This is a genomic window from Streptomyces sp. 1222.5, from assembly GCF_900105245.1.
GTDB classification, from domain to species: Bacteria; Actinomycetota; Actinomycetes; order Streptomycetales; family Streptomycetaceae; genus Streptomyces; species Streptomyces albidocamelliae.
Map to the genome: position 1 here is coordinate 6,642,481 of NZ_FNSZ01000001.1, position 26,427 is coordinate 6,668,907.

Genomic DNA, 26,427 nt, shown 5'->3' on the forward strand with positions numbered 1-26,427 from the left:
CGTGCCGCGGCGGACCGCCGCGGTGATCGCCTAGGAGGGGTTGAAAGTGAAGAACCTGAAGAAGGCAGCGGCCGTGACGATGGTGGCCGGTGGCCTGATGGCCGCCGGTGCGGGGATGGCCTCCGCCACGGACGGTGCCTGGGCCGGCGGCGCCGCCCACGGCTCCCCGGGCGTGGGCTCCGGCAACGTCGTCCAGGTCCCGGTGCACGTCCCGGTGAACGCGGTCGGCAACAGCGTGAACGTCATCGGCCTGCTGAACCCGGCCTTCGGCAACCTCGGCCTCAACCACTGAGGTCCCCGACCCCCGAGGGTCCCGCGTGACGCCGGCCGGGCCCAGCCCGTCCGGCGTCGCCGCACGCCCGCGCTCAGCGGACCCCCCGCTCCCGCTCCTCCACGACGGAGTTGTACGCCGCCACCTGCGCCCGCCGGGCCGTCCGCTCCACCGGCCGCAGCGCCGCACCCCGCGCCGCCATCTCCCCGGCGCTCACCGCACCGCCGTGCCCGCGGTCGTATGCCAGCGAGACCAGCAGCCCCACCCGCTGGGCCAGCTCCAGGACCCGCACCGCACGCGACGGATACCCCGGCGCCAGCACCTCCCGCCCCCGCTCGGAGCGCGCCCGGTACGCGTCGATGGCCGCCTCCGCCACGGGCCCCGAGCCGGCGACGTCCAGCTTCGACAGGACCTCGGTGGCATCCCGCAGCGCCTCCGCCAGCTCCCGCTCCGCCTCGCCCAGCGAGGGCACGTCGGCGGGCGGCGCCTCACGCACCGGCAGCACCGACCAGACCACCTCGACATGGACATCACCTTCGGGCCCGGCCTCGTGCACCGCCGGCACCAGCCCGAACGCGGCACCGAAGCAGACCACCGCCTCCTCGGCCTCCAGCGCCCGCGCATTGAAATCGGGCGGACCGCTCAGCCCCAGCGGATGACCGGGCGCCGGCAGCGCGACCCGCAGCCCGGTCGTCCCCAGCGTCCGCAGCCGCCCCAGCGCGAGGGTGAGCCCGACCTGCCCGGATTCACCGGGCAGCCCCTCCACCCGGTGCACCGCGTCCTCGCCCACGATGGCGAGTGCGGCGTCGTCCGGAGAGACAAGTCCGGCCAAAAGGGCGTTTCCCCAAGCGGCGAGGCGTCCTGAACGCGGTTCCGAGAGCATGCCCCCACCCTAAGGACCGGACCGATGGAATGGAGCCGAGCACTCGTGGCGTAGATTTCATATGGGCTGCGCCCACCGGCGCGGCGGACCGAGCCACAGGCGTACGCCAGAGCCGAGACCGGCCACACTGCAAGGGGAGACAACGCGCTCATGAGCGATGTTCTGGAGCTTCAGGACGTATCCGTGGTCCGTGAGGGCCGGGCTCTTGTGGACCAGGTCTCCTGGTCGGTGAAGGAGGGGGAGCGCTGGGTCATCCTCGGCCCCAACGGCGCCGGCAAGACCACCCTCCTGAACGTCGCCTCCAGCTACCTCTACCCCAGCAAGGGCACCGCCACCATCCTCGGCGAGACCCTCGGCACCCCCGGCACCGACGTCTTCGAGCTGCGCCCCCGCATCGGCGTGGCAGGCATCGCCCTGGCCGAGAAGCTCCCCAAGCGCCAGACGGTCCTGCAGACGGTCCTCACCGCCGCCTACGGCATGACCGCCGGCTGGCAGGAGGAGTACGAGGATGTCGACGAGCAGCGCGCCCGCGCCTTCCTCGACCGCCTCGGCATGAGCGACTACCTCGACCGGAAGTTCGGCACCCTCTCCGAGGGCGAGCGCAAGCGCACCCTGATCGCCCGCGCCCTGATGACCGACCCCGAGCTGCTCCTCCTCGACGAGCCCGCCGCCGGCCTCGACCTCGGTGGCCGCGAGGACCTGGTGCGCCGTCTCGGCCGCCTCGCCCGCGACCCCATCGCACCCTCGATGATCATGGTCACGCACCACGTCGAGGAGATCGCCCCCGGCTTCACCCACGTCCTCATGATCCGCCAGGGCAAGGTCCTCGCCGCGGGCCCGATCGAGCTCGAACTCAGCTCCCGCAACCTGTCCCTCTGCTTCGGCCTGCCGCTCGTCGTCGAGCAGGTCGGCGAGCGCTGGACCGCCCAGGGTCTGCCCCTGTCCTGACCCGCGGACGCCCCGCCGCTCAGGGGCGTTCCGAGCCAACGGTGCCCGGCCCGCTCCCTTTTGCGCCCTGTCCGCCGCCCGACCGCGGTCCTACCATGACCCGTGTGAACGACATCGACGCATGGGTGTGGTGGCTCGTCGGCGCGGCGGCGCTCGGAATCCCGCTCGTGGTCACCGCGATGCCGGAGTTCGGCATGTTCGCGGTGGGAGCCGTCGCGGCCGCGGTCGTCGCCGGTCTCGGCTTCGACGCCGTGATCCAGGTGCTCACGTTCGTCGCCGTCTCCGTCGCGCTCATCGCCGTCGTCCGGCCCATCGCGGCCCGCCACAGCAACCAGCGCCCCCAACTCGCCACCGGCGTCGAGGCGTTGAAGGGCAAGCAGGCCGTCGTGCTGGAACGCGTCGACGGCTCCGGCGGCCGGATCAAACTCGCCGGGGAAATATGGTCGGCACGCGCCCTCGACACCGGCAGCGCCTACGAGGTCGGCCAGGAGGTGGACGTCGTGGACATCGAAGGAGCCACCGCGATCGTCATCTGAGGCATCCGGCCCCCGAGTCGGGCGACGGTCTGTCAGACTCGACCAGCAAGATCTTCAACATCCGCGAGATCTGCCGACGGTGCCGAGGCGGAGAGGGGTACGGGGAACACGATGGAACCGGTCATCATCGTCCTGGTCATTCTGGTGGTGTTGGTCTTCATCGCCCTGATCAAGACCATCCAGGTCATCCCACAGGCCAGCGCGGCCATCGTCGAGCGCTTCGGCCGCTACACGCGCACGCTGAACGCGGGACTCAACATCGTGGTCCCGTTCATCGACACCATCCGCAACCGCATCGACCTGCGCGAGCAGGTCGTGCCCTTCCCGCCCCAGCCGGTGATCACCCAGGACAACCTGGTCGTGAACATCGACACCGTCATCTACTACCAGGTGACCGACGCCCGGGCCGCCACCTACGAGGTCGCCAGCTACATCCAGGCCATCGAGCAGCTCACCGTCACCACGCTGCGCAACATCATCGGCGGCATGGACCTGGAGCGCACCCTGACCTCCCGCGAGGAGATCAACGCGGCCCTGCGCGGCGTCCTCGACGAGGCCACCGGCAAGTGGGGCATCCGCGTGAACCGCGTCGAGCTGAAGGCCATCGAACCGCCCACCTCCATCCAGGACTCGATGGAGAAGCAGATGCGTGCCGACCGGGACAAGCGCGCCGCGATCCTCACCGCCGAGGGCACGCGCCAGGCGGCCATCCTCACCGCCGAGGGCGAGAAGCAGTCGCAGATCCTGCGCGCCGAAGGTGAGGCCAAGGCGGCCGCCCTGCGCGCCGAGGGCGAGGCCCAGGCCGTCCGTACGGTCTTCGAGGCCATCCACGCCGGCGACCCGGACCAGAAGCTGCTGTCCTACCAGTACCTGCAGATGCTCCCGAAGATCGCCGAGGGCGACGCCAACAAGCTCTGGATCGTCCCCAGCGAGATCGGCGACGCCCTCAAGGGGCTCTCCGGAGCCATGGGCAACTTCGGCCCCCTGGGCGGCGGCGGCAACGGAGGCGGCGCCTCCGTCCCGCCCCAGAACAGCGGCCCCGCCACCGGCCGCCGCGAAAAGCCCAGCATCGACTAGGGGTCGCACAAGGACCCGCCGCCGGTTTCCTTCCGCGCCCCTCGGGGGCGCGGGGGCCCGTCGGCTAGGCCGCGTCCCTGGCGAGCCACGCCGGAAGCGCCTCGAAGTCCTCGGCACCCAGAGCCAGCAGCATCGCGTCCGCCGGCGTCGGCTCGAACGGCTCCCGCAGCAGAGCCATCCCGGCCTCGTCCGGCGTCCGGTTCGCCTTCCGGTGATTGTCCTCCGCACACGCGGCCACCGTGTTCAGCCACGTGTCCTGCCCACCCTGCGACCGCGGCTGCACGTGGTCCACGGTCGTGGCCCTGCGCCCGCAGTAGGCGCACCGGTGCCGGTCCCGTACCAGCACCCCCCGCCTCGACCACGGGGCTTGTCTTCGGAACGGCACCCGTACGTACCTGCACAGCCTGATCACCCGGGGCGCGGGTATGTCCACATCGGCACCGCGCATGCGCAGTTCGGGATGGGCCTGCTCGACGACGGCCTTGTCCTGGAGGACCAGGACGACGGCTCGGTTCAGAGTCACCGTCGACAGCGGCTCGAAGCTCGCGTTCAGCACCAGCGTGTCACGCATCCAGCCCACCTCCCGTGTGCACCTGCCCACCCCCCGGCGGGCTCGGATCAACTCTGTACGGGCGCGCCGAGATGGACAACGCAATAAAAAATGCCCGCCTCCGATCACTTCCAAGACCGGAGGCGGGCAAACGTTCAATGAACGCTCGGCTGAATCGACGCGGTGCGGTCAGCCCTTGCCGGGGTTCTCGTACTCCCCGATGAGCTGGGCACGCGCGATCGCGTGGAACCGCAGATTGAAGCCGACGACGGCGGGAGAGGCGTCCGAGTCCGGACCGAGCTTCTCCTGGTCCACCGCGTACACCGTGAAGACGTACCGGTGCGGACCGTCCCCGGGCGGCGGGGCGGCCCCGCCGAATTCCTTCGTTCCGTAGTCGTTCCGCGCGTGCACGGCACCGTCCGGCAGTCCCTCGAACTTGCCGCTGCCCGCACCCGCCGGCAGCTCCGTCACCGAGGCCGGGATGTCGAACAGGACCCAGTGCCAGAACCCGCTGCCGGTCGGCGCGTCGGGGTCGTAGCAGGTCACGGCGAAGCTCTTGGTCTCCGGCGGGAAGCCCTCCCACCGCAGCTGCGGTGAGGTGTCGCCCTCTGCCTGGACCTGAGCGCCGCCCAGCGTCGCGCCCTCCTCGATGTCCGTGCTCGTCACCGTGAACGACGGCACGGGCGGATGGAAGTCGTGGGGGAGCGGCCGCCGCTTGTGCTCGGTCACCTCGGTACCTCCTGATCGATGACGGTAGTCAGCAGCTACCGAGCCTAGAACCAGTTCCGCTTGCTGCCGACCTCGGACAGCCACTGGTTGAGGTAAGCCGCCCAGTCGGTCCCCTGCCAGTCGTTCAGACCCACCTGGAAGGACCGGAAGGTGTCCGAGCCCTCGCTGAAGAGCCCCGGCTTCTTGTCCATCTCCAGTACGACGTCCATCGCGTGCTCGTCGGCGACGAAGCTGACCTCGACCTGGTTCAGGCCGCGGTACTGCGACGGCGGGAAGAACTCGATCTCCTGGTAGAACGGCAGCCGCTGCCGCGTTCCCCGGATGCGGCCGCGCTCCATGTCCGCGTTCTTGAAGCGGAAGCCCAGCTGGATGAAGGCGTCGAGGATCGCCTTCTGCGCAGGCAGCGGGTGCACGTTGATCGGGTCCAGGTCGCCGGAGTCGACGGCCCGCGCGATCTCCAGCTCGGTCGTCACACCGATGTGCATCCCCCGCAGCGCCTGGCCGTCGATCGTCGTGACCGGCGTCTCCCAGGGGATCTCCAGGCCGAACGGCACCGCGTGCACCGCGCCGGCCTGCAGCTCGAAGGCACCACCGAGCCGCACCTTGGTGAACTCGATGTCCTGCTTGTACTCCTGGTCGCCGCTCTCCACCTCGACCTTGGCCTGCAGGCCCACGGAGAGACCTTCGATGTTCTGGTTCACGGACCCGCCCTGGATCCGAACCTCACCCTGGACGACACCGCCCGGTACGACGTTGATCTCCGTCAGCACCGTCTCGACCGAGGCCCCACCGGCCCCGAGGCTCGCGAGCAGCTTCTTGAACGCCATTGACTCTCCCTTTGCGAATGGACCCTCGCCCCGTACAAACGCGATCCACCCCCCGCCGGTTCCGCGGGGACGCCGACCCGTCTGGACTACCCTCGGACGGCATGATCGCGCCCCCGGACCGTACGCCACTGCCCCGAGAGTTCTTCGACCGCCCGGTCCTGGAGATCGCCCCCGACCTTCTCGGGCGCATCCTGGTCCGGACTACTCCCGACGGCACGATCGCACTCCGTCTCACCGAGGTCGAGGCCTACGACGGCCCGAACGACCCGGGGTCGCACGCCTATCGCGGTCGTACCGCCCGCAACGAGGTGATGTTCGGTCCGCCCGGACACGTGTACGTCTACTTCACCTACGGCATGTGGCACTGCATGAACCTCGTCTGTGGTCCGGAGGGCCGGGCGAGCGCCGTCCTGCTCCGCGCCGGCGAGGTGGTCGAGGGCGCCGAGCCGGCCCGCAAGCGTCGACTTTCGGCCCGCAACGACAAGGAACTGGCCAGGGGGCCCGCTCGTCTGGCCACGGCCCTGGGGGTCGACCGCTCCCTGGACGGCACGGACGCGTGCGCACCGGACGGGACCCCGCTGAGGATGCTGACGGGCGCCCCCGTCCCTTCCGACCAGGTACGCAGCGGTCCGCGCACCGGAGTGGCGGGCGCAGGCGGAGACGGTGAGCTGTACCCGTGGCGCTACTGGGTGGCGGACGATCCGACTGTGAGCCCCTACCGGGCGCACGTGCCGCGGCGCCGACGAAGTTGACTCGCCCCCGCGAGGTGCGTAATGTATCCCGAGCCGCTGAACCGGGTACGGCGATCGCCTGCAGCCGGAGCGGCCAACCCACTACCTAGCTACAGCCCTTAGACGGGGTCGATTCCGGCGCGCCCGCGCGCCCGAATTCGAACTCGGGGGACTCGATTATGAGTCGCCGGGGGAATCGGCTAACGTAGTGAATGTCGAAAGGCCGACGAGCGAAAGCCCAAAGCCCCAGACAATCCCGCCGACCGGGAATCGGACGCCGAAAGGATCTGATAGAGTCGGAACCGCCGGAAAGGGAAAAGCGAAAGCGGGAACCTGGAAAGCACCGAGGAAATCGGATCGGAAAGATCTGATAGAGTCGGAAACACCGAAGGGAAGCCCGGAGGAAAGCCCGAGAGGGTGAGTACAAAGGAAGCGACCGTTCCTTGAGAACTCAACAGCGTGCCAAAAATCAACGCCAGATTAGTTGATACCCCGTCTCCGGTCATCACGATCGGGACGAGGTTCCTTTGAAAAAACACAGCGAGGACGCTGTGAACCATCGGACTATTCCTCCGGTGGTTCCGCTCTCGTGATGTGTGCACCGGATTACCGGTAAACATTCACGGAGAGTTTGATCCTGGCTCAGGACGAACGCTGGCGGCGTGCTTAACACATGCAAGTCGAACGATGAACCACTTCGGTGGGGATTAGTGGCGAACGGGTGAGTAACACGTGGGCAATCTGCCCTTCACTCTGGGACAAGCCCTGGAAACGGGGTCTAATACCGGATATCACTCCTGCAGGCATCTGCGGGGGTCGAAAGCTCCGGCGGTGAAGGATGAGCCCGCGGCCTATCAGCTTGTTGGTGAGGTAGTGGCTCACCAAGGCGACGACGGGTAGCCGGCCTGAGAGGGCGACCGGCCACACTGGGACTGAGACACGGCCCAGACTCCTACGGGAGGCAGCAGTGGGGAATATTGCACAATGGGCGAAAGCCTGATGCAGCGACGCCGCGTGAGGGATGACGGCCTTCGGGTTGTAAACCTCTTTCAGCAGGGAAGAAGCGAAAGTGACGGTACCTGCAGAAGAAGCGCCGGCTAACTACGTGCCAGCAGCCGCGGTAATACGTAGGGCGCAAGCGTTGTCCGGAATTATTGGGCGTAAAGAGCTCGTAGGCGGCTTGTCACGTCGGGTGTGAAAGCCCGGGGCTTAACCCCGGGTCTGCATTCGATACGGGCAGGCTAGAGTGTGGTAGGGGAGATCGGAATTCCTGGTGTAGCGGTGAAATGCGCAGATATCAGGAGGAACACCGGTGGCGAAGGCGGATCTCTGGGCCATTACTGACGCTGAGGAGCGAAAGCGTGGGGAGCGAACAGGATTAGATACCCTGGTAGTCCACGCCGTAAACGGTGGGAACTAGGTGTTGGCGACATTCCACGTCGTCGGTGCCGCAGCTAACGCATTAAGTTCCCCGCCTGGGGAGTACGGCCGCAAGGCTAAAACTCAAAGGAATTGACGGGGGCCCGCACAAGCAGCGGAGCATGTGGCTTAATTCGACGCAACGCGAAGAACCTTACCAAGGCTTGACATACACCGGAAACGTCTGGAGACAGGCGCCCCCTTGTGGTCGGTGTACAGGTGGTGCATGGCTGTCGTCAGCTCGTGTCGTGAGATGTTGGGTTAAGTCCCGCAACGAGCGCAACCCTTGTCCTGTGTTGCCAGCATGCCCTTCGGGGTGATGGGGACTCACAGGAGACCGCCGGGGTCAACTCGGAGGAAGGTGGGGACGACGTCAAGTCATCATGCCCCTTATGTCTTGGGCTGCACACGTGCTACAATGGCCGGTACAATGAGCTGCGATACCGTGAGGTGGAGCGAATCTCAAAAAGCCGGTCTCAGTTCGGATTGGGGTCTGCAACTCGACCCCATGAAGTCGGAGTTGCTAGTAATCGCAGATCAGCATTGCTGCGGTGAATACGTTCCCGGGCCTTGTACACACCGCCCGTCACGTCACGAAAGTTGGTAACACCCGAAGCCGGTGGCCCAACCCCTTGTGGGAGGGAGCTGTCGAAGGTGGGACTAGCGATTGGGACGAAGTCGTAACAAGGTAGCCGTACCGGAAGGTGCGGCTGGATCACCTCCTTTCTAAGGAGCACTTCTTACCGGGCTTGCCCGGTCAGAGGCCAGTACATCGGCGAATGTCCGGTGCTGGTTGCTCATGGGTGGAACGTTGATTATTCGGCACGATCCAGGATGGATCAGGCGCTAGTACTGCCCCTCGGGGCGTGGAACGCAGATCTGATCGGCTGATCGTGCCGGGCACGCTGTTGGGTGTCTGAGGGAATGTTCTTCCTTCAGTCGCCGGCCCCAGTGAACTCGAGCCTGTTGGTTCGGGGTGATGGGTGGCTGGTCGTTGTTTGAGAACTGCACAGTGAACGCGAGCATCTGTGGCCAAGTTTTTAAGGGCGCACGGTGGATGCCTTGGCACCAGGAACCGATGAAGGACGTGGGAGGCCACGATAGTCCCCGGGGAGTCGTCAACCAGGCTTTGATCCGGGGGTTTCCGAATGGGGAAACCCGGCAGTCGTCATGGGCTGTCACCCGCTGCTGAACACATAGGCAGTGTGGAGGGAACGAGGGGAAGTGAAACATCTCAGTACCCTCAGGAAGAGAAAACAACCGTGATTCCGGGAGTAGTGGCGAGCGAAACCGGATGAGGCCAAACCGTATGCGTGTGAGACCCGGCAGGGGTTGCGCATGCGGGGTTGTGGGATCTCTCTTCTGCGGTCTGCCGGCCGTAGGACGAGTCAGAAACCGTTGATGTAGGCGAAGGACATGCGAAAGGTCCGGCGTAGAGGGTAAGACCCCCGTAGTCGAAACGTCAACGGCTCGTTTGAGAGACACCCAAGTAGCACGGGGCCCGAGAAATCCCGTGTGAATCTGGCGGGACCACCCGCTAAGCCTAAATATTCCCTGGTGACCGATAGCGGATAGTACCGTGAGGGAATGGTGAAAAGTACCGCGGGAGCGGAGTGAAATAGTACCTGAAACCGTGTGCCTACAAGCCGTGGGAGCGTCGGATGCAGCTTGCTGTATCTCGTGACTGCGTGCCTTTTGAAGAATGAGCCTGCGAGTTTGCGGTGTGTTGCGAGGTTAACCCGGGTGGGGAAGCCGTAGCGAAAGCGAGTCCGAACAGGGCGATTCAGTAGCACGCTCAAGACCCGAAGCGGAGTGATCTAGCCATGGGCAGGTTGAAGCGGAGGTAAGACTTCGTGGAGGACCGAACCCACCAGGGTTGAAAACCTGGGGGATGACCTGTGGTTAGGGGTGAAAGGCCAATCAAACTCCGTGATAGCTGGTTCTCCCCGAAATGCATTTAGGTGCAGCGTCGTGTGTTTCTTGCCGGAGGTAGAGCACTGGATAGGCGATGGGCCCTACCGGGTTACTGACCTTAGCCAAACTCCGAATGCCGGTAAGTGAGAGCGCGGCAGTGAGACTGTGGGGGATAAGCTCCATGGTCGAGAGGGAAACAGCCCAGAGCATCGACTAAGGCCCCTAAGCGTACGCTAAGTGGGAAAGGATGTGGAGTCGCACAGACAACCAGGAGGTTGGCTTAGAAGCAGCCACCCTTGAAAGAGTGCGTAATAGCTCACTGGTCTAGTGATTCCGCGCCGACAATGTAGCGGGGCTCAAGCGTACCGCCGAAGTCGTGTCATTGCAGCAATAAGCCCCAACGGGTGCTGTGATGGGTAGGGGAGCGTCGTCTGCCGGGTGAAGCAGCACCGGAAGGTAGTTGTGGACGGTTGACGAGTGAGAATGCAGGCATGAGTAGCGATACAAACGTGAGAAACGTTTGCGCCGATTGACTAAGGGTTCCTGGGTCAAGCTGATCTGCCCAGGGTAAGTCGGGACCTAAGGCGAGGCCGACAGGCGTAGTCGATGGATAACCGGTTGATATTCCGGTACCCGCTGTGAAGCGTCAAACATCGAGCATCGTGATGCTAAGGCCGTGAAGCCGCCCTGATCTCTTCGGAGTTGAGGGGAGTGGTGGAGCCGCCGAACCAAGCGGTTAGTAGGTGAGTGATGGGGTGACGCAGGAAGGTAGTCCATCCCGGGCGGTGGTTGTCCCGGGGTAAGGGTGTAGGACGCAAGGTAGGCAAATCCGCCTTGCACACAGTCTGAGACCTGATGCCGAGCCGATTGTGGTGAAGTGGATGATCCTATGCTGTCGAGAAAAGCCTCTAGCGAGTTTCATGGCGGCCCGTACCCTAAACCGACTCAGGTGGTCAGGTAGAGAATACCGAGGCGTTCGGGTGAACTATGGTTAAGGAACTCGGCAAAATGCCCCCGTAACTTCGGGAGAAGGGGGGCCACGCTCGGTGATCCGATTTACTCGGTGAGCTGGGGGTGGCCGCAGAGACCAGCGAGAAGCGACTGTTTACTAAAAACACAGGTCCGTGCGAAGCCGTAAGGCGATGTATACGGACTGACGCCTGCCCGGTGCTGGAACGTTAAGGGGACCGGTTAGCTCCATTTCGGTGGGGCGAAGCTGAGAACTTAAGCGCCAGTAAACGGCGGTGGTAACTATAACCATCCTAAGGTAGCGAAATTCCTTGTCGGGTAAGTTCCGACCTGCACGAATGGCGTAACGACTTCTCGACTGTCTCAACCATAGGCCCGGTGAAATTGCACTACGAGTAAAGATGCTCGTTTCGCGCAGCAGGACGGAAAGACCCCGGGACCTTTACTACAGTTTGATATTGGTGTTCGGTTCGGCTTGTGTAGGATAGCTGGGAGACTTTGAAGCAGCCACGCCAGTGGTTGTGGAGTCGTCGTTGAAATACCAGTCTGGTCGTGCTGGATGTCTAACCTGGGTCCGTGATCCGGATCAGGGACAGTGTCTGATGGGTAGTTTAACTGGGGCGGTTGCCTCCCAAAGGGTAACGGAGGCGCCCAAAGGTTCCCTCAGCCTGGTTGGCAATCAGGTGTTGAGTGTAAGTGCACAAGGGAGCTTGACTGTGAGACCGACGGGTCGAGCAGGGACGAAAGTCGGGACTAGTGATCCGGCGGTGGCTTGTGGAAGCGCCGTCGCTCAACGGATAAAAGGTACCCCGGGGATAACAGGCTGATCTTCCCCAAGAGTCCATATCGACGGGATGGTTTGGCACCTCGATGTCGGCTCGTCGCATCCTGGGGCTGGAGTCGGTCCCAAGGGTTGGGCTGTTCGCCCATTAAAGCGGTACGCGAGCTGGGTTTAGAACGTCGTGAGACAGTTCGGTCCCTATCCGCTGTGCGCGTAGGAATATTGAGAAGGGCTGTCCCTAGTACGAGAGGACCGGGACGGACGAACCTCTGGTGTGCCAGTTGTCCTGCCAAGGGCATGGCTGGTTGGCTACGTTCGGGAGGGATAACCGCTGAAAGCATCTAAGCGGGAAGCCTGCTTCGAGATGAGTATTCCCACCTCCTTGAGAGGGTAAGGCTCCCAGTAGACGACTGGGTTGATAGGCCAGATATGGAAGCCGGGCAACCGGTGGAGTTGACTGGTACTAATAGGCCGAGGGCTTGTCCATTGATGCTCGCGTTCACTGTGTTGGTTCTGAGGCAACGACCGTTGCCGGTTTGAGCAGAACGCATAACAAAAAAGTGTGCTTGTTCGCTCGAAACCATTAGGGTTTCGGTGGTCATAGCGTGAGGGAAACGCCCGGTTACATTCCGAACCCGGAAGCTAAGCCTCACAGCGCCGATGGTACTGCAGGGGGGACCCTGTGGGAGAGTAGGACGCCGCCGAACAATCTTTGGAGGACCCCTGGTCCCAGCGTTCAGCTGGGACCAGGGGTCCTTTTGTTTTTACAATGCTTGCGGTACCGAAGACAGGAGTCACCATGTCCACCAACTCTCCCGATGATCGACCGGAGCGCGACCAGCGGCGACGGGACAGTGGTGACCGTGGCGACCGGGGCGGCTACCGCAGTGACCGTGGCGACCGCGGTGGCTTCCGCCGGGACAACGACCGTCGCGACGACCGGGGTTACGGCCGGCGCGACGACCGCGCCGGCCATGGCGGCCGACGCGATGACCGCGGGGGCGACCGTCGTGACGACCGCGGGGGCGACCGTCGTGACGACCGCGGGGGCGACCGCGGTGACCGTGGTGGTTTCCGCCGCGATGACCGCCGTGATGATCGTCGTGACGACCGTCGTGATGACAACCGTGGTGGTGGCTACCGCCGTGAGGGCGACCGGGGTTCGCGCCCGGCGTACCAGCGTGACGACCGGGACCGCGGTGACCGCGGTGGCTTCCGCCGCGACGACCGTGGCGACCGCGGAGGCCACGGCGGCTTCCGTCGTGACGACCGGCGCGACGACCGCGGGGGCGACCGTCCCTCGTACCGTCGCGACGACGACCGCGGTGGCTTCCGGGGCCGTGACGACCGCGGTGGTTACGGCGGCCGGCGTGATGACCGCGGTGGCGACCGTCGTGATGACCGTCGTGATGACCGTCGTGACGACCGTCGTGACGACAACCGTGGTGGTGGCTACCGCCGTGAGGGCGACCGGGGTTCGCGCCCGGCGTACCAGCGTGACGACCGGGACCGCGGTGACCGCGGTGGCTTCCGCCGCGACGACCGTGGCGACCGCGGAGGCCACGGCGGCTTCCGTCGTGACGACCGGCGCGACGACCGCGGGGGCGACCGTCCCTCGTACCGTCGCGACGACGACCGGGGCGGCTACGGCCGCCGCGACGACGACCGCGGCGACCGTGGGGGCTTCCGTCGTGACGACCGGCGCGACGACCGCGGGGGCGACCGTCCCCCGTACCGTCGCGACGACGACCGCGGTGGCTTCCGGGGCCGTGACGACCGGGGCGACCGGGGCGAGCGTGGTGGCTTCCGTGGACGTGACGACCGCGGTTCCCGTGGGCCCCGTCGTGACGACCGGGGCGGTCGCCCCGGTGGCTACCGGGGCCGTGACGACCGACGTGACGACCGACGTGACGACCGTCGGGACGACCGGCGGGGCGGTGGCCGCTTCCGCGACGAGCGTGACCGCGACCGCGACCGCGAGCCGATCAAGCGGCTGCCCATCCCGGAGGACGTCACCGGCGACGAGATCGACAAGGACGTCCGGCAGGAGCTGCAGAGCCTGCCCAAGACGCTCGCGGAGGACGTCGCCAAGAACCTGGTGATGGTCGCCCGGCTCATCGACGAGGAGCCCGAGAGGGCCTACGGCTACTCCAGGGTCGCCCTGCGCCTGGCCTCCCGCGTGGCCGCCGTGCGTGAGGCCGCCGGCTTCGCCGCCTACGCCAACCAGAAGTACAGCGAGGCCCTCGCGGAGTTCCGGGCCGCCCGGCGTATGACCGGCACCGTGGACCTGTGGCCGATGATGGCCGACTGCGAGCGTGGGCTCGGGCGTCCCGAGAAGGCGCTGGACATGGCCGGTGCCCCGGAGGTGCAGAAGCTGGACAAGGCCGGTCAGGTCGAGATGCGGCTCGTCGCCGCCGGTGCCCGGCGCGACATGGACCAGCTGGACGCGGCCATCGTGACCCTGCAGAGCCCGGAGCTGGCCTCCAACTCGGTCCAGCCGTGGACCGCGCGACTGCGCTACGCGTACGCCGACGCCCTGCTGGCGGTCGGCCGCGAGAGCGAGGCGCGGGAGTGGTTCGCCAAGGCCGTCGAGGCCGACCGGGACGGCAGCACGGACGCCTCCGACCGGCTCGCCGAGCTGGACGGCGTGGAGTTCGTCGACGCCCTCCACGAGGACGAGGACGAGGACGAGGCAGAGGCCCCGGCCGAGACCGCCGCCGAGCCCGCGAAGGCGGACGCCGACACGTCCGAGAACGCGAGCGCGAACGACGGCGACGCCGAGTCCACCGCCCCGGCCGAGGACGACGGCGACAAGGACTGACCAGGACCGATGAGAAAAGGGCAGGCCCCGTGGGCCTGCCCTTTTCCATGTGCTGACCTCGTGCGCCGGCTCAGATCTCCAGCGCCCGCAGTACCAGCCCCGTCGCCGGCTTCGGTCCGAAGGACGTCGACTTGCGGGGCATCGTCACTCCCTGGCGGGCCAGGTCCCGTACGACCTCCTCGCGCACCGGGTGCATCAGGACGGCGGTCGAGCCGTCCCGTTCGGCCTTCTCGACCGTGGCGGCCGTGTCGTGGATGTAGGCGATGTGGGCCGGCGAGTCCTCGGGGATGTGCCAGACGTGCTCGAGGAGCGTGGCGTGCAGGACGGTGGCGTCCAGCGAGCGCCAGGCGGCCGGCCGGTCCGCCGGGATCGTCCGGGCGAGCAGAGCGGGGTCGGCGTGGTCGAGCAGGTGGAAGGCGCCGTCGCCGGCCAGCAGGAAGGCGTTCCCCGCGCAGGACGCGTCCGCCAGGGCCGCCTGGGCCTCCGCGAGCGGCGTGTCGAGGTGCCGTACCCGGAACAGGCCGTCCACGGCGGCCAGCGCGTCCGCGACGGGCAGGCCGTGCAGCAGCCGGTGGATGGCACGGACGCGCAACGGATAGCGGGCGGTGTCGACCAGGAGGACCAGGCCGTGGTCCCAAGGGCTCGGGGAGGGGTGCTCCGCGCGCAGCCGGCGGTAGGTGGCCCAGCGGTGGTGGCCGTCGGCGATCAGCGCCTGCCGGTTCGCCAGGTCGGACTGGATGAGGCCGAGTTCGGCGGGGTCGGTGACCGCCCACAGCCGGTGCCGGTAGCCGTCCTCGGTGGTCGTCGCCAGCAGGGGCGGGCGCTCGACGGTACGCTCGACGACGTCCGCCGCCGCGCCGTTGCCGCGGTAGGTCAGGAGCAGCGGTTCCAGGTTGGCGCGCGTGGCGCGCATCAGGGCCGCGCGGTCCGCCACCACGGGCGGCATGACGTCCTCGTGCGGCAGGACCACGCCGTCCTCGGGGTCGGAGACCCGCAGTGCGCCGATGACACCGCGTTGGATCATGCCGTCGCCGTCCTGCTGCTCGTACACGTAGAGGCCCGGCTCGGGGTCGGCGGTGAGGATGCCCTCGTCCAGCCAGCGGCGCAGGGTGTCGGCGGCCTGTTCGGTGCGGGCGCTCGGGGTGCCGGCCTGCGGCAGAATCAGCCGGACGATGTTGTGCGGATCCGCCGACTGGAGGTGGTGCACCCCGTCGGGGCGTACGACCACGTCGTACGGCGGAGAGGTGACGGAAGCCAGGCTGCCGACCCGGTCGGGGTCGTACCGGAGGCCCCGGAACGGGGTGAGTTCCAGTCCTCGGCGCGCCGTTGCTTCCGAGTGACCTGCAGTGTTCATCCCGGCATCGTACGTGTGTCGGTGGCATGCGGGATGATCGGGGGAAAGGCGAGTGAACGAGGAGCGATGTGGACATGAGCCAGGGCGTCAGGACGAGTCCCGAGGGCAGTGGGCGGCCCCTGAGCGAGGCGTACGACACGGCGCTGCTCGATCTGGACGGGGTGGTGTACGCGGGCGGTAACGCGATCGCGCACGCTGTGGACTCCCTGGAGGCGGCACGCTCGGGCGGGATGCATTTGGCGTACGTCACGAACAACGCGCTGCGCACGCCGGACGCCGTGGCCGGCCATCTGACGGAGCTGGGCATACCGACCGGGGCCGCGGACGTCATCACCTCGGCGCAGGCCGTCGCGCGGCTGATCAGCGAGCAGGTGCCCGCCGGGGCGCGGGTGCTGGTGATCGGCGGTGAGGGGCTGCGGGTGGCGCTGCGCGAGCGCGGGCTGACGCCGGTGGAGTCGGCGGACGACGACCCGGTGGCGGTGGTGCAGGGGTACGGCGGACCGGATCTGCCGTGGGGGCGTTTCGCCGAGGCGTCGTACGCCGTCGCGCGTGGCGTGCCGTGGTTCGCGTCCAACACCGACCTGACGATCCCGAGCGGGCGCGGCATCGCGCCGGGCAACGGGGCGGCCGTGGAGGTCGTGCGGATCGCGACCGGTGCCGAGCCGCAGGTGGCGGGCAAGCCGCTGCCTCCCATGCACAAGGAGACGATCATCCGGACCGGTGCGAAGCGGCCGCTGGTGGTCGGGGACCGGCTGGACACGGACATCGAGGGCGCGTTCAACGGCGGGGTGGACTCGCTGCTCGTGCTGACCGGTGTCACCGACGGGGCGCAGCTGCTCGCGGCGCCGCCCCGTCACCGGCCGACGTACGTCGACGGCGATCTGCGCGGACTGCTCGCCGCGCAGCCGGAGGTGACGCGCGACGGGGACGGATTCCGGTGCGGCGAGTGGACGGCGCGGGCCGGCACGGGGCGGCTGGAGGTCGACGGCGGCGGCACGGCCGCGATGGACGGACTTCGTGCCCTGTGCGCGGCGGCCTGGGCGGCGGCCGGTGACGGGGCGTGCGAGCAGGACGGTGAAAAGGCGCTGGCCCGTCTCGGCCTGTGAGCGAACGCCGCCCCCCGGCCCACGGACCGGGCCGGGGGGCGGACCGGACGAACGGAGGGCGACCGGGGATCGAGATCCCATGCGAGGGTAGGCTAACCTAACCACGTGTTGGTCGACAGTCCTCCGGAACAGCGCGCGGAGACCGCCCCCGCGCCCCCAACCCGCCGGGCGGCGCGGGCCTTTGGGTTCCTGCTCTCCGTCGCGATCCTGGTGCTCGTCGCCGTGGCGAGCATCGCGGTCGGGGCGAAAGCCCTGTCGCTGGACCAGGTCTGGCACGGCCTGTTCCACGACACGGGGACGTACGGGGACGTCGTCGTGGACGAGCGGCTCGCGCGCACGGCCCTCGGTCTGCTGGTCGGCGCCGCGCTCGGGCTCGCCGGCGCGGTGCTGCAGGCGCTCACCCGCAATCCGCTGGCCGACCCCGGACTGCTCGGCATCAACGCCGGTGCCTCCGCGGCCGTCGTCACCGCCATCAGCTTCTTCGGCGTCACCAGCCTGACGGGCTATGTGTGGTTCGCCTTCCTGGGCGCGGCGGCGGTCGGTGCCCTGGTGTGGTTCCTCGGCGGCAGCCGCGGCGCCACCCCCGTACGGCTGGCGCTCGCCGGCACGGCCATCAGCGCGGCCCTCTACGGGTATCTGCAGGCCGTGATGATCCTGGACGACGCGGCGCTGAGCAGGATGCGCTTCTGGACGGTCGGTTCGCTGGCGTCGGCCACCGACTCGACCATCGTGCAGGTGCTGCCCTTCCTCGCGGTCGGCACGGTCCTCGCGCTCGTGCTGGCCCGGCCGCTGAACGCCGTGGAGATGGGCGACGACACCGCCCACGCCCTCGGCGCCGACCTCAACCGCACCCGCGCCCTGGCCATGCTGGCCGCCACCGTGCTGTGCGGTGCCGCGACCGCCGCCTGCGGACCGATCCTGTTCGTCGGCCTGATGGTGCCGCACGTCGTGCGCTCCTTCACCGGACCCGACCTGCGCTGGATCCTGCCGTACGCGACGGTCCTGTCACCCGTGCTGCTGCTCGGCGCCGACGTGATCGGCCGGATCGCGGCCCGGCCCTCGGAGCTCCAGGTCGGCATCGTCACCGCGGTCATCGGCGGTCCGGTCTTCATCCATCTCGTACGACGGCGGAGGACGGCCCAGCTGTGAAGACTCGCTCCACGAGCCGTGCCGTACGCACCCCCGGCGGGTTCTCGCTGCGCCTGGACCCGCGCGCGCTGATCGTCGTCGTCCTGCTGCTGGCCGCCGCGCTCGCCGCGGCCGTCGCGCTGATCGGCACGGGCGACGCGAAGATCCCCGCGGCCGACGTGCTGCGGACGCTCGCCGGGAACGGCACCGCGTACCAGGACTTCATCGTCAACGAGCTGCGGCTGCCGCGGGTGCTCGTCGGCCTGCTGGTCGGCGCCTCGCTCGGGCTGGGCGGCGCCCTGTTCCAGGCCGTCTCCCGCAACCCGCTGGGCAGCCCGGACGTGCTCGGTCTGTCGCAGGGTTCGACGGCCGGCGCGCTCGTCGTGATCGTGCTGATGTCCGGCAGCGCCACCCAGGTGACCGCCGGTGCGCTGATCGGCGGTCTGGCGACCGGACTCGCGATCTACCTGCTCGCCTGGAAGCAGGGGGTGCACGGGTACCGGCTGGTCCTGGTCGGCATCGGCGTGTCCGCCGTCGTCACGGCGGTCAACGGCTATCTGCTCACCAAGGCCGACCTGGTCGACGCGGCCCGCGCGGTCGTGTGGATGACGGGCTCGCTCAGCGGCCGCGACTGGTCGCAGGTGTGGCCGCTGCTCGCCCTGTGCGCGGTCCTCGTCCCGCTGGTCCTCGCCAACGCGCGCGGTCTCCGGATGATGGAGATGGGCGACGACGTCGCGGGCGCCCTCGGTGTGCGCGTGCAGCGCGTCCGGCTCGTGCTGATGGTCTGCGCCGTCCTGCTCACCGCGGCCGCGACCGCCGCCGCCGGGCCCGTCAGCTTCGTCGCGCTCACCGCGCCCCAGCTCGCCCGGCGCCTGACCCGCTCGCCCGGGCCGAACCTGGTGGCCTCCCTCTGCATGGGCGCCGCGCTGCTCGTCGCCGCCGACTGGGCCTCGCAGCGGGCCTTCGGCGCCGACCAGCTGCCCGTCGGCGTGGTCACCGGCGTCCTCGGCGGCGGCTATCTCCTGTGGCTGCTCGTCACCGAGCGCAGGGCGGGCCGGATATGAGCGGCGCGGAACCCGAGACGAGCGGCACGGAGCCGGCTGTGCGCGATCCGCGCCCGAACACCCCTAGGAGCACTGTGAACCGCCTGTCCGCCGAGAACGTCACCCTCGCCTACGACCAGCGCGTGATCGCCGAGGAGCTCTCGGTGGAGATCCCCGACAACTCCTTCACGGTGATCGTCGGCCCCAACGCGTGCGGCAAGTCGACGCTGCTGCGGGCGCTGTCCCGGATGCTCAGGCCCAGCCAGGGCCGGGTGCTGCTCGACGGGCAGGCCATCCGGGCGATGCCCGCGAAGAAGGTCGCGCGGACCCTGGGGCTGCTTCCGCAGTCGTCCGTCGCACCCGACGGCATCACGGTCGCCGACCTCGTCGGCCGGGGCCGCTACCCGCACCAGGGGCTGCTGCGCCAGTGGTCCGCGGAGGACGAGCGGGTCGTCCGGGATTCGATGCGGCAGACCGGCGTCGCCGAACTCGGCGACCGGTACGTGGACGAGCTGTCCGGCGGGCAGCGTCAGCGCGTGTGGATCGCCATGGCACTGGCCCAGCAGACCCCGCTGCTCCTGCTCGACGAGCCGACCACCTACCTCGACATCCAGCACCAGATCGACGTCCTCGACCTGTGCGCCGACCTGCACGAGACCCAGGGCCGCACCCTCGTCGCCGTCCTGCACGACCTGAACCACGCGGCGCGCTACGCCACCCACCTGATCGCCCTGCGCGGTGGCCGGGTCATCGCCGAGGGCGCCCCGAACGAGATCGTGACCGCCGAGCTCGTGGAGGAGGTCTTCGGGCTGCGCTGTCAGGTCATCGAGGACCCCGAGACCGGAACCCCGCTGGTCGTGCCGGCCGCGCGCAGGGCACGGGTCACAGCAGCTTCCTGAGCCGGAACAGGTCCAGCAGGTTCGCCTCCAGCCGCACCCGGCCCTTGCCCCAGGCCGTCGCGAAGTTCAGGTCGCCGCCCACCAGGGCCACCAGGTCGTCGCCGGCCATGGCGAGCCGGATCTGCGCCTTCTCGCGGGGCGGCCCAGGGTGGGTGTCGTCCACCTCGATCCGGCCGCCGGTCATCCGGCCCTCGAAGGTGATGTCGAGATCCGTGATGTGACAGCTCACCGAGCGGTCCAGGGCGGCGGCCGCGCGCACGTCGCCCTCGGCGCCCCGCATGTTGTCCGAAAGCTTTCCCAGTGCCGCCCGGCACTCCTCGATCGTGGCCATCGCCACCGACGGTACCCCAGTGGTTCGCGGTAGCGTCTGGGCATGAGCGAGTCCGTGTCCGAGGCCCAGGCCGTCACGCAGGCCGCGGCGATCGTCACCGAGGCGGAACCGGAGCCGGAGTACGACCCCGCAGCCCCGGCCCCCGTGAACGTCCCCCGCACCTCCACCGGCAACGCCGAGGTGGACGCCCAGCTGGAGCGGGTGGCCGACGTCGACCACCTCGCCACCGACGGCCACATCGAGGTGTACGAGGATGTACACCGGGGGCTGCGTGACGCGCTCACCGCGCTCGACGCCCGCCCGGGACCTCCGGGGCCCTCACCGACGTACCACCAGAGCAGGAGCTGAACCGAACGTGGCAGGAGTCGCACGCCGCCGTCTCGACGCGGAGCTGGTCCGCCGGAAGCTCGCGCGTTCGCGCGAGCACGCCAGCCAGCTGATCGCCGCCGGGCGGGTCACCGTCGACAGGACCGTCGCGACCAAGCCGGCCACGCAGGTCGAGACCGCCGCCCCGATCGTGGTGCAGGCCGACGACAGCGACCCCGACTACGTGTCCCGCGGCGGCCACAAGCTCGCCGGCGCGCTGGCGGCCTTCGTCCCGCTGGGGCTCGTCGTCGAGGGCCGGCGCGCGCTGGACGCCGGCGCCTCCACCGGCGGCTTCACCGACGTCCTGCTGCGCGCGGGCGCCGCGCACGTCGTCGCGGTGGACGTCGGTTACGGCCAACTCGCCTGGACTCTGCAGAGCGATGAACGCGTCACCGTCAAGGACCGTACGAACGTACGCGAGTTGACGCTTGAGGCGATCGATGGGGAACCTGTGGATCTTGTCGTGGGCGATCTGTCCTTCATCCCGCTCGGGCTGGTGCTGCCCGCCCTGAAGCGGTGCGTGAAACCGGACGCCGACCTGGTGATGATGGTCAAGCCGCAGTTCGAGGTGGGGAAGGAACGGCTCGGCAGCGGGGGTGTCGTACGGAGTCCGCAGCTGCGGGCGGAGGCCGTGCGGGGAGTGGCCGACAAGGCCTGGGAGCTCGGGCTCGGGGTGCGGGGGGTCACCGCGAGTCCGCTGCCCGGCCCGTCGGGCAATGTGGAGTACTTTCTCTGGCTGCGGTCCGGGGCACCCGCACTGGACCCGGCCGACGTCGACCGTGCAGTGGCGGAGGGGCCGCGTTGACACAGAACCTGGCGCGTACGGTTTTCCTGCTGGCCCACACCGGGCGGCCCGCGGCGATCCGCAGTGCGGAACTCGTCGTCAAGGGCCTGGTGCGGCACGGCATCGGGGTGCGGGTGCTGGAGGAGGAGGCCCGCGACCTGCCGCTGCCGGACGAGGTGCGGCTGGTCAAGGAGGCGACCCCGCAGTGCCTCGACGGCTGCGAGCTGCTGATCGTCCTCGGCGGTGACGGCACGCTGCTGCGCGGAGCCGAGTTCGCCCGGGCCTCCGGGGTGCCGATGCTCGGCGTCAACCTCGGGCGCGTCGGCTTCCTCGCGGAGGCCGAGCGGGACGACCTGGACCGGGTCGTCGACCGGGTGGTGGCGCGGTCGTACGAGGTCGAGGAGCGGATGACCGTCGACGTCGTCGTGCACCGCAACGGCGACATCGTGCACACGGACTGGGCGCTGAACGAGGCGGCCGTGCAGAAGGCCGGCGCGGAGAAGCTGCTCGAGGTCGTGCTGGAGATCGACGGGCGTCCGGTGACGGGGTTCGGCTGCGACGGAGTGGTGCTGTCCACGCCCACCGGGTCCACGGCGTACGCGTTCTCCGCCGGCGGTCCTGTGGTGTGGCCCGAGGTGGAGGCGCTGCTGATGGTGCCGATCAGTGCCCACGCACTGTTCGCGAAGCCGCTGGTGACCTCGCCGGACTCGGTGCTCGCCGTGGAGGTGCTGCCGCACATTCCGCCGGGCGTGCTGTGGTGCGACGGCCGCCGGACCGTCGAGCTGCCGCCCGGGGCGCGGGTGGAGGTGCGGCGCGGCGCCGTACCGGTGCGGCTGGCCCGGCTGCACCACTCGTCCTTCACCGACCGGATCGTGGCGAAGTTCGCGCTGCCCACCACCGGCTGGCGGGGAGCGCCCCACTAGCGTCCGCCGACGGATCGGGACCACTCGCCGGGGTGATAGGGGCGGCCTGTGTGCACTCCCCGCCCCGGACCTCGTATGGTCTGTTCCGTGTTGGAGGAGATGCGGATACGGTCACTCGGGGTCATCGACGATGCCGTCGTCGAGTTGTCACCGGGGTTCACCGCCGTCACCGGTGAGACGGGTGCGGGCAAGACCATGGTGGTCACCAGCCTCGGGCTGCTGCTCGGCGGCCGGGCGGACCCGGCGCTGGTGCGGATCGGGGCCGACAAGGCGGTCGTGGAGGGGCGGATCGCCGTGCCCGCGGGTGCCTCCGCCGTCGTACGGGCCGAGGAGGCCGGCGCCGAGCTGGACGACGGGGCCCTGCTGATCAGTCGCACCGTGTCCGCCGAGGGCCGCTCCCGGGCGCACCTGGGCGGGCGCAGCGTGCCCGTGGGACTGCTCGCCGAGCTGGCCGACGACCTGGTCGCGGTGCACGGGCAGACCGACCAGCAGGGGCTGCTGAAGCTGTCCCGGCAGCGGCAGGCCCTCGACCGGTACGCGGGCGACACCGTCGCCGTGCCGCTCACCAAGTACAGCGAGGCCTACCGGCGCCTGCGGGCCGTCGCCACCGAGCTGGAGGAGATCACCACGCGCGCGCGGGAGCGTGCGCAGGAAGCCGACATGCTGCGGTACGGCCTCGAGGAGGTCGCCGCCGTCGAGCCGCGGGCCGGGGAGGACACGGAGCTGGCCGAGGAGGCGGAGCGGCTGGGGCACGCCGAGGCGCTGTCGTCCGCCGCGACGGCCGCGCACGCCGCCCTCGCGGGCATCCCCGAGGACCCCGAGGGGATCGACGCCTCGACCCTCGTCGCGGGCGCCCACCGGGCCCTGGAGGCCGTGCGGTCGCACGATCCGGCGCTGGCCGCGCTCGCCGACCGGATCGGGGAGATCGGCATCCTGCTCGGTGACGTGGCCGGTGAGCTGGCCGGATACGCCGACGATCTCGACGCCGATCCGCTGCGGCTCTCCGCGGTGGAGGAGCGCAGGGCCGCGCTGACCGCGCTGACGCGCAAGTACGGCGAGGACGTGAACGCGGTCCTCGCGTGGGCCGAGCAGAGTGCCGCGCGGCTCACCGAGCTGGACGGCGACGACGAGCGGCTCGGCGAACTGACCGCCGAGCGGGACGCCCTGCGCACCGAGCTGGGCGGGCTGGCGCAGGCGCTGACCGACGCACGGACCGAGGCCGCCGAACGGTTCGCGGCCGCCGTGACCGCCGAGCTGGCCTCCCTCGCCATGCCCCACGCGCGCGTGTCCTTCGCCATCCGGCAGACCGAGGACCCCGAGGGCGTCGAGGTCGGCGGGCGCGCGGTTGCGTACGGGCCCACGGGCGTCGACGAGGTGGAACTGCTGCTCGCCCCGCATCCGGGGGCACCGCCGCGACCCATCGCCAAGGGTGCCTCCGGCGGTGAGCTGTCCCGTGTGATGCTGGCCGTGGAGGTCGTGTTCGCGGGCACCGACCCGGTGCCGACGTACCTCTTCGACGAGGTCGACGCGGGTGTCGGCGGCAAGGCCGCGGTGGAGATCGGGCGGCGCCTGGCGAAGCTCGCCCGGACCGCGCAGGTCGTCGTCGTCACCCACCTGCCCCAGGTGGCCGCCTTCGCCGACCGGCAGCTGCTGGTCGAGAAGACCAACGACGGGTCGGTCACCCGGTCCGGCGTGAAGGTCCTGGAGGGCGAGGAGCGCATCCGCGAGCTGTCCCGCATGCTGGCGGGCCAGGAGGACTCCGAGACGGCCCGCGCGCACGCGGAGGAACTCCTGGAGACGGCCCGGACGGACCGGTGACGAGCCGCACCGGCTCCTTCGCCCTCGCCGCCGCCGTCACCGGCGCGGGCATGGCCGCCCTGCGCGCCCACGCTCCCGGCAGCCGGGCACGCTGGGAGCGGAGGAACCACGCCGGGCGGGCGGTCGGGCTGTACGCCGGTCCCGCGTCGGCGCTGGGCGCGGCGGTGGGAGCCGCGCGGGTCCACCCCGCCGCCGGGCTCGCGGTGCTGGCGGCCGGGGTCTGCGGCGCGTACGACGACGTCGCCGGGGACCACCGGCGCGGGTTCCGGGCGCATCTCGGTGCCCTCCGGAGCGGCGAGGTCACCAGCGGCGCCGTCAAGCTGTTCGGCATAGCGGCCGCGGGGCTGCTGGCCGGTGCACTGATGAAGGAACGGCCCGCCGACAGGGTGCTCGCCGGGGTCGTGATCGCCGGGTCCGCCCACTTCGCCAATCTCCTCGACGTCCGCCCCGGACGGACCGCGGGCGCGGTGCTCGCGCTCGGGGCGCCCGGACTGCTGCGGAAGGGGCCGGGCGGCGAACTGACCGCGGCCGCCCTGGGCGCCGCCGCGGCCGTCCTGCCCGACGACGCCGGCGAGCGCGTGATGCTCGGGGACACCGGGGCGCACGCGCTCGGAGCGGCGCTCGGTACCGCCGTGGTCGCCCGCAACCGGCGCGCGGGTCTCCTCGCGCACGCCGTCGCCGCCGTGGCCGCCGCCGCGTACGGGGACCGGGTGTCCGCGTGGGCGCGGGCCCTGTGAGCGGCCGGGGCGGTCGTACCCGCGTGTGCTGAGCGTTCGCCCGTCGCCTCGGCGGCGGCCGTTCGGCCGCGGCGGGGTTTCTCTCACCCGTGTGGGTGACGTGCTCCGGCGCATTGCCCCGGCCCGCCGCGGTATGCGCCCTCCCGTGTTCCCGCAACGGCCGGGCCGCCTGGCATGCTTGACGGGGAACAGGGGGCGGGCGGCGATCCGGAGCGGTCCGCGCCGCAGGCACGCGGGGTACGTCCTTCAGCCCCCCTGAGCCCGCTACCTTCTGTACGTTTCCTCGTGACCACCCGCGTCGTCGTGATCACCCCCGCCGAACCAGGAGCCCCGGCCCGTTGAGCCCCGTGAGCAGCAACGCACCGCACGGCCAGTCGCTGCTGCGCACCGTGCAGGTGCTGGGCGGAGGCAACGCCGGCAGCAGCGCGCACGTGCGCTCCCTCGCCGGGGGACTCGTCGCGCGGGGCGTGCGGGTCACGGTGTGCGCCCCCGTCGAGGCCGACCGTACCTACGACTTCACCGGGTCCGGCGCCGAGCACGTCCACGTGCCCCGCAGCAGCGACCCCGCCTCGGTGGCCGCGCTCCGGGCGGCCTGCGCCGACGCCGACCTGGTGCACGCGCACGGGCTGCACGCCTCCTTCCGGGCCGTGCTCGCGCTCGGCGGACGCGACACCCCGCTGGTGGTCACCTGGCACAACCGGGCACGGGCCGAGGGCGCGCGGGCGCATCTGCTGCGGCTGCTGGAGCGGCGGGTGGTGCGGACGGCGGCGGTGGTGCTCGGCACCAGTTCCGACCTGGTCGACCGGGCGCGGAGGCACGGTGCGCGGGACGCCCGGCTCTCGGCGGTCGGCCTGCCGGGCCGGCGCGGGCCCGTCGGGCACGAGGACCCCGACCGGCCGCGGCCCAAGGTGCGCGCCGAACTCGGCACCACCGGCCGCCCGTTGCTCCTCGCCGTCGGCTCGCTCGACGGGCACCGCGGCTACGAGGTGCTGCTGGACGCGGCCCGCGCCTGGCGCGACCTGGACCCGGTGCCGCTGGTCGTCGTCGCGGGGGAGGGGCCGCTGCGTCCGCTGCTGCAACGGCGCATCGAGGACGAGGGGCTGCCGGTGCGGCTCCTCGGTCACCGTGAGGACGTGCCCGAGCTGCTCGCCGCCGCCGATCTGGCCCTGGTCACCAGCAGCTGGGAGTCGCGGTCCGTGCTCGCCCAGGAGGCGCTGTACGCGCGCGTGCCGCTCGTCGCGACCCGCGTCGGCGGTGTCCCGGACCTGGTGGGCGACGCGGCCGAACTCGTCCCGTACGGCGACGCGGAGACGCTCGCGCGATGCGTGGTGGGGCTGCTCGGTGATCCCGAGCGCCGGGAGCTGCTGCGGGAGCGGGGTGTCCGGCAGGCCGCCACCTGGCCGACGGAGGACGAGACGGTCGCCCAGGTGCTCAGCGTGTACGACGAGTTGACGCAGCCCCGGCCGCTCGCCTAGAGCCGCC

The 26,427-nt window shown here is 69.6% G+C and carries 23 protein-coding genes and 3 rRNA genes; 19 read left to right on the top strand and 7 right to left on the bottom strand.

Features of this window, described 5'->3' with window-relative positions:
- Window positions 1–46: 46 nt before the first annotated feature.
- Entirely contained in the window at window positions 47–292 is a 246-nt protein-coding gene (locus BLW57_RS30030) for a chaplin (RefSeq protein ID WP_093478808.1), read from the top strand.
- A gap of 73 nt (window positions 293–365) precedes the next feature.
- On the opposite strand, the gene BLW57_RS30035 is transcribed toward BLW57_RS30030, so the two are convergent.
- Window positions 366–1,154 carry a hypothetical protein gene (locus BLW57_RS30035; RefSeq protein ID WP_093478810.1) on the bottom strand — a complete coding sequence of 263 codons (789 nt, stop codon included), beginning with the start codon at window positions 1,152–1,154 and terminating at the stop codon, window positions 366–368.
- A gap of 150 nt (window positions 1,155–1,304) precedes the next feature.
- On the opposite strand from BLW57_RS30035, the gene BLW57_RS30040 reads away from it, so the two are divergent.
- From BLW57_RS30040 to BLW57_RS30050, 3 genes are all read left to right on the top strand, one after another.
- Entirely contained in the window at window positions 1,305–2,102 is a 798-nt protein-coding gene (locus BLW57_RS30040) for an ABC transporter ATP-binding protein (RefSeq protein ID WP_093478811.1), read from the top strand.
- Window positions 2,103–2,206: 104 nt separating this feature from the next.
- The gene (locus BLW57_RS30045) at window positions 2,207–2,638 is read left to right on the top strand and encodes an NfeD family protein (protein WP_073892240.1); all 432 of its coding nucleotides are present in this window, start codon (window positions 2,207–2,209) and stop codon (window positions 2,636–2,638) included.
- 111 nt (window positions 2,639–2,749) lie between these two features.
- Entirely contained in the window at window positions 2,750–3,715 is a 966-nt protein-coding gene (locus tag BLW57_RS30050; protein WP_093478813.1) for an SPFH domain-containing protein, read from the top strand.
- 64 nt (window positions 3,716–3,779) lie between these two features.
- Here the strand turns inward: BLW57_RS30050 and BLW57_RS30055 are convergent, their stop codons facing one another.
- The 3 genes from BLW57_RS30055 to BLW57_RS30065 all read right to left on the bottom strand — a co-directional run bounded on the left by BLW57_RS30055 (window position 3,780) and on the right by BLW57_RS30065 (window position 5,821).
- The gene (locus BLW57_RS30055; protein WP_093478814.1) at window positions 3,780–4,286 is read right to left on the bottom strand and encodes an HNH endonuclease; all 507 of its coding nucleotides are present in this window, start codon (window positions 4,284–4,286) and stop codon (window positions 3,780–3,782) included.
- A gap of 168 nt (window positions 4,287–4,454) precedes the next feature.
- A complete protein-coding gene (locus BLW57_RS30060) occupies window positions 4,455–4,994 on the bottom strand; it encodes a YbhB/YbcL family Raf kinase inhibitor-like protein (protein ID WP_093478816.1) in 540 nt (179 codons plus the stop codon).
- 44 nt (window positions 4,995–5,038) lie between these two features.
- The gene (locus BLW57_RS30065) at window positions 5,039–5,821 is read right to left on the bottom strand and encodes a sporulation protein (protein ID WP_093478817.1); all 783 of its coding nucleotides are present in this window, start codon (window positions 5,819–5,821) and stop codon (window positions 5,039–5,041) included.
- A gap of 101 nt (window positions 5,822–5,922) precedes the next feature.
- Between BLW57_RS30065 and BLW57_RS30070 the strand changes: the two genes are divergently transcribed.
- The 4 genes from BLW57_RS30070 (at window position 5,923) to rrf (ending at window position 12,342) form a co-directional block, all read left to right on the top strand.
- A complete protein-coding gene (locus BLW57_RS30070) occupies window positions 5,923–6,573 on the top strand; it encodes a DNA-3-methyladenine glycosylase (protein ID WP_093478819.1) in 651 nt (216 codons plus the stop codon).
- A 598-nt stretch (window positions 6,574–7,171) separates the two neighbouring features.
- Window positions 7,172–8,697 (top strand): 16S ribosomal RNA (locus BLW57_RS30080).
- Between the two features lie 304 nt (window positions 8,698–9,001).
- Window positions 9,002–12,122: ribosomal RNA gene (locus BLW57_RS30085) — 23S ribosomal RNA — on the top strand.
- Between the two features lie 103 nt (window positions 12,123–12,225).
- A 5S ribosomal RNA gene (gene rrf / locus BLW57_RS30090) occupies window positions 12,226–12,342 on the top strand.
- The 16S, 23S and 5S rRNA genes sit together here, the layout of an rRNA operon.
- Before the next feature lie 29 nt (window positions 12,343–12,371).
- Here rrf and BLW57_RS41830 read toward each other — a convergent pair.
- Entirely contained in the window at window positions 12,372–13,199 is an 828-nt protein-coding gene (locus BLW57_RS41830; RefSeq protein ID WP_218138138.1) for a hypothetical protein, read from the bottom strand.
- 429 nt (window positions 13,200–13,628) lie between these two features.
- Here BLW57_RS41830 and BLW57_RS41835 point away from each other — a divergent pair, with 429 nt between their 5' ends.
- Window positions 13,629–14,456 (top strand): hypothetical protein, encoded by an 828-nt coding sequence (locus tag BLW57_RS41835; RefSeq protein WP_256339853.1) that lies wholly within the window; start codon window positions 13,629–13,631, stop codon window positions 14,454–14,456.
- A 70-nt stretch (window positions 14,457–14,526) separates the two neighbouring features.
- Here the strand turns inward: BLW57_RS41835 and BLW57_RS30100 are convergent, their stop codons facing one another.
- Window positions 14,527–15,810, bottom strand: a complete 1,284-nt coding sequence (locus tag BLW57_RS30100; protein ID WP_093478820.1) for a DUF1015 domain-containing protein — start codon at window positions 15,808–15,810, stop codon at window positions 14,527–14,529.
- 74 nt (window positions 15,811–15,884) lie between these two features.
- Between BLW57_RS30100 and BLW57_RS30105 the strand changes: the two genes are divergently transcribed.
- The 4 genes from BLW57_RS30105 (at window position 15,885) to BLW57_RS30120 (ending at window position 19,986) form a co-directional block, all read left to right on the top strand.
- Entirely contained in the window at window positions 15,885–16,916 is a 1,032-nt protein-coding gene (locus BLW57_RS30105) for an HAD hydrolase-like protein (RefSeq protein ID WP_093478822.1), read from the top strand.
- A gap of 105 nt (window positions 16,917–17,021) precedes the next feature.
- Window positions 17,022–18,065 carry a FecCD family ABC transporter permease gene (locus BLW57_RS30110; protein ID WP_093478823.1) on the top strand — a complete coding sequence of 348 codons (1,044 nt, stop codon included), beginning with the start codon at window positions 17,022–17,024 and terminating at the stop codon, window positions 18,063–18,065.
- Window positions 18,062–19,108, top strand: coding sequence for a FecCD family ABC transporter permease (locus BLW57_RS30115; protein WP_093478825.1), 1,047 nt, complete (start codon window positions 18,062–18,064; stop codon window positions 19,106–19,108). The genes BLW57_RS30110 and BLW57_RS30115 overlap by 4 nt, the downstream gene beginning before the upstream one ends.
- 74 nt (window positions 19,109–19,182) lie before the next feature.
- Complete coding sequence (locus BLW57_RS30120) at window positions 19,183–19,986, top strand: ABC transporter ATP-binding protein (protein WP_093478826.1); 804 nt, start codon at window positions 19,183–19,185, stop codon at window positions 19,984–19,986.
- On the opposite strand, the gene BLW57_RS30125 is transcribed toward BLW57_RS30120, so the two are convergent.
- The gene (locus tag BLW57_RS30125; RefSeq protein ID WP_093478828.1) at window positions 19,970–20,317 is read right to left on the bottom strand and encodes a sterol-binding protein; all 348 of its coding nucleotides are present in this window, start codon (window positions 20,315–20,317) and stop codon (window positions 19,970–19,972) included. The genes BLW57_RS30120 and BLW57_RS30125 overlap by 17 nt on opposite strands.
- A gap of 42 nt (window positions 20,318–20,359) precedes the next feature.
- On the opposite strand from BLW57_RS30125, the gene BLW57_RS30130 reads away from it, so the two are divergent.
- The 6 genes from BLW57_RS30130 (at window position 20,360) to BLW57_RS30155 (ending at window position 26,420) form a co-directional block, all read left to right on the top strand.
- Window positions 20,360–20,665 carry a hypothetical protein gene (locus BLW57_RS30130; protein WP_093478829.1) on the top strand — a complete coding sequence of 102 codons (306 nt, stop codon included), beginning with the start codon at window positions 20,360–20,362 and terminating at the stop codon, window positions 20,663–20,665.
- 7 nt (window positions 20,666–20,672) lie between these two features.
- Entirely contained in the window at window positions 20,673–21,488 is an 816-nt protein-coding gene (locus BLW57_RS30135; protein WP_093478831.1) for a TlyA family RNA methyltransferase, read from the top strand.
- A complete protein-coding gene (locus BLW57_RS30140) occupies window positions 21,485–22,390 on the top strand; it encodes an NAD kinase (RefSeq protein WP_093478832.1) in 906 nt (301 codons plus the stop codon). The genes BLW57_RS30135 and BLW57_RS30140 overlap by 4 nt, the downstream gene beginning before the upstream one ends.
- Window positions 22,391–22,465: 75 nt before the next feature.
- The gene (gene recN, locus BLW57_RS30145) at window positions 22,466–24,208 is read left to right on the top strand and encodes a DNA repair protein RecN (protein WP_176985777.1); all 1,743 of its coding nucleotides are present in this window, start codon (window positions 22,466–22,468) and stop codon (window positions 24,206–24,208) included.
- A gap of 50 nt (window positions 24,209–24,258) precedes the next feature.
- A complete protein-coding gene (locus BLW57_RS30150; protein WP_256339854.1) occupies window positions 24,259–24,945 on the top strand; it encodes a hypothetical protein in 687 nt (228 codons plus the stop codon).
- 338 nt (window positions 24,946–25,283) lie between these two features.
- Window positions 25,284–26,420 (top strand): glycosyltransferase family 4 protein, encoded by a 1,137-nt coding sequence (locus BLW57_RS30155; RefSeq protein ID WP_093478835.1) that lies wholly within the window; start codon window positions 25,284–25,286, stop codon window positions 26,418–26,420.
- Window positions 26,421–26,427 lie beyond the last annotated feature (7 nt).